Below are 2,381 nucleotides of genomic sequence, written 5' to 3'. Positions count from 1 at the left end.
TGGCCGTCACTTGCCGGCTCCCTCCGTGTCCGGTGCGCCGGCGGGTGTGAAGTGCAGGGTGATACAGCGCCGGCAGATGCGCCACCCCCGCTCGCCGCGCACGATCACGTCCTCGTAGGTCACGCTTCCGGACTCGCCGTCCGCGCCGACACCGATCCCCTTGGACCGCGCGTGGACCCGGCCGTCCCCGGCCTCGGTGAGGACGATGTTGCTGACGTGGTGGCCGACGGGGGCGCCCGGCTTGCCCGCACGTGCCCGCGCCATGTCCCGGAACGCGGCCAGCCCGCGCACCTCTCCGTGCCCGAGGTTCGAGGTTTCGTAGACGATGTCGTCGGTGAACAGCTCGTCCAGCCGGTCCAGTTCGTCGTTGTCGACCAAGTGCCCGTGCAGGGCGAGCAGTTCGGAGATGTCCAGCCGGTCCTCGACACTGAGCGTCATCGCCGGTCCTTTCGTGAGAGCTCGCGATGGTGCGGCCGTTATACGGGGAGAGTGCCCCGGTCCACGCGGCACAGCACCGGTCGCGCACCGTCCCGGCCCGGCGAGTTCATTCCGCTGGAGCAACCTCGCGGCGGCCGTAACGGAGCAGCACGACCCCGTTGCCGAACTCCCGGGTCTCCTTCAGACGGAGTGCGGTCCGGGTCGCCGAGGCCGGAAACAGGGGTTTGCCCCGGCCTATGAGGACCGGATGGACGTAGATGCGGTACTCGTCGACCAGGTCGAGCCGCATGAAGGCCGCGGCGAGGTCGGCGCCCCCGAGACACAGGTCCCCGCCGGGCTGCGCCTTCAGAGCCCGGATCTCCTCCGCGTCGACCTCCCGTCTGATCGTGGCGTTCCGGCCGGCATGTTCCAGGGTCCGGGAGAACACGATCTTGGGCGTCTCCCGCCAGATGCCGGCGAACTCCGCCTCGGTTTCGGTGGCGGAGGGATCGGAGTCGGCGGTCGGCCAGTAATCCTCCATGAGCTGATAGGTCACCCGGCCTTCGAGGAAGCCGCCCATGGTCCGGAGCAGTTCGTTGAAGTGACGGTGCAGTTCGTCGTCGACCACGTGCCAGTCGATCTCGCGGTCCGGCCCCTCCATGAAGCCGTCGAGGGACACCGAGGCCATCAGGACGATCTTCCTCATCACGATCCTCTCCCGCCGGAGGCTTTGTGCCACACGGTTGCCCGGCGCCCCAACAGTTGACGCCTCCGCCACGCGCCCGGCAACGAGTGACACGCTTCGCGGGCGCGGTCCGCGCCAGGTTCGGCATACGGTGACACCCCGGAGGAAAGAGGTTCCGAGTGAGAGTCGGTACGGCCCGAGCGGCCGCGGTCCAGTGGGTCACCGAGCACGCCCGGCCCGATCCCGGTTTCCGTGGTGCCTTCTTCAGCGGCTCCACGGTGGGCCTGCCGGACGACGCCGAACTGTCCCCTTACTCGGACGTGGACATCGTGGTCGTCACCGCCGACCCCGCCCCGCCCGCCAAGCCCGGCAAGCTCCGGTTCCGGGACGCGTTGCTGGAGGTCAGCCTGCTGCCGTGGGGCGAACTGGCCTCGGCGGACGAGGTGCTCTCCTCGTACCACCTGGCGGGCAGCTTCCGCCGGGACACGGTCGTCGACGACCCCACGGGCCGGCTGCGCGAGCTGCGGGCGGACGTGTCGCGCCGGTTCGCCGAGCGGCCCTGGGTGCGCCGCAGATGCCTGGACGCCGAACGCCGGATCGAGACCCGGCTGGCTGCCTTCGACGCCTCGGCGCCCTTCCACGAACAGGTGATGTCCTGGCTTTTCCCGACCGGGGTCACCACCCATGTCCTGCTGGTCGCCGCACTGCGCAACCCCACGGTCCGGCTCCGCTACCCGGCGGCCCGCGAGGTCCTCGACGCGTACGGACAGGCGCACCTGTACCCGGAGCTGCTGGAGCTCCTGGGGTGTGCGCGGCTGTCGGCCGCCAGGACGGGGCACCACCTGGACGAGCTGGCCCGCACCTTCGACGCCGCGGCGGAGGTCGCCCGTACGCCGTTCTTCTTCAGCGGCGACATCACCGCCGGGGCCCGGCCGGTCGCGATCGACGGGAGCCGGTATCTCGTCGAGCGGGGCGACCATCGCGAAGCGGTTTTCTGGATCATCGCGACCTTCGCGCGATGTCACACCGTACTGGCCGCGGACGCCCCCGAACTGCACCAGGCACGTCTCCCGGCCTTCCGGGATGCCGTCGCCGACCTCGGCGTCACGTCCACCGATGACCTGCTCCGCCGGGGCGAGCGGGTCATCGCCTTCCTCCCCGAACTCCGGCGGACCGCCGAGAAGATCCTCTCGGCCGGCACCGGCATCACCGGCTGACACGGGCGGGGCGGCGAGAGGCCGGCGGCGAGCAGCGGGCGGCGGGCGGCGGGCTGCGGGCG

The 2,381-nt window shown here is 70.9% G+C and carries 3 protein-coding genes; 1 reads left to right on the top strand and 2 read right to left on the bottom strand.

Annotation, left to right across the window (positions count from 1 at the left end; all coding sequences use genetic code 11):
* Positions 1-6: 6 nt before the first annotated feature.
* Together EES42_RS29455 and EES42_RS29450 are read right to left on the bottom strand one after the other, a co-directional pair.
* The gene (locus EES42_RS29455; protein WP_124721307.1) at positions 7-438 is read right to left on the bottom strand and encodes a nuclear transport factor 2 family protein; all 432 of its coding nucleotides are present in this window, start codon (positions 436-438) and stop codon (positions 7-9) included.
* Positions 439-544: 106 nt separating this feature from the next.
* Complete coding sequence (locus EES42_RS29450; RefSeq protein WP_124721306.1) at positions 545-1,123, bottom strand: dihydrofolate reductase family protein; 579 nt, start codon at positions 1,121-1,123, stop codon at positions 545-547.
* 158 nt (positions 1,124-1,281) lie between these two features.
* Between EES42_RS29450 and EES42_RS29445 the strand changes: the two genes are divergently transcribed.
* A complete protein-coding gene (locus EES42_RS29445; protein ID WP_124721305.1) occupies positions 1,282-2,319 on the top strand; it encodes a hypothetical protein in 1,038 nt (345 codons plus the stop codon).
* The last annotated feature ends 62 nt before the right edge of the window (positions 2,320-2,381 follow it).

The sequence above is a fragment of the Streptomyces sp. ADI95-17 genome (assembly GCF_003846175.1).
GTDB lineage: Bacteria > Actinomycetota > Actinomycetes > Streptomycetales > Streptomycetaceae > Streptomyces > Streptomyces sanglieri.
The sequence above is the reverse complement of the archived record's forward strand: the minus strand, read 5'-3'. Positions and strand labels throughout refer to the sequence as shown.

Excerpts from the sequence above, each read along its gene's own strand:
- EES42_RS29450 (WP_124721306.1), bottom strand. The coding sequence starts at position 1,123 with ATGAGGAAGATCGTCCTGATGGCCTCGGTGTCCCTCGACGGCTTCATG.
- EES42_RS29455 (WP_124721307.1), bottom strand. The coding sequence starts at position 438 with ATGACGCTCAGTGTCGAGGACCGGCTGGACATCTCCGAACTGCTCGCC.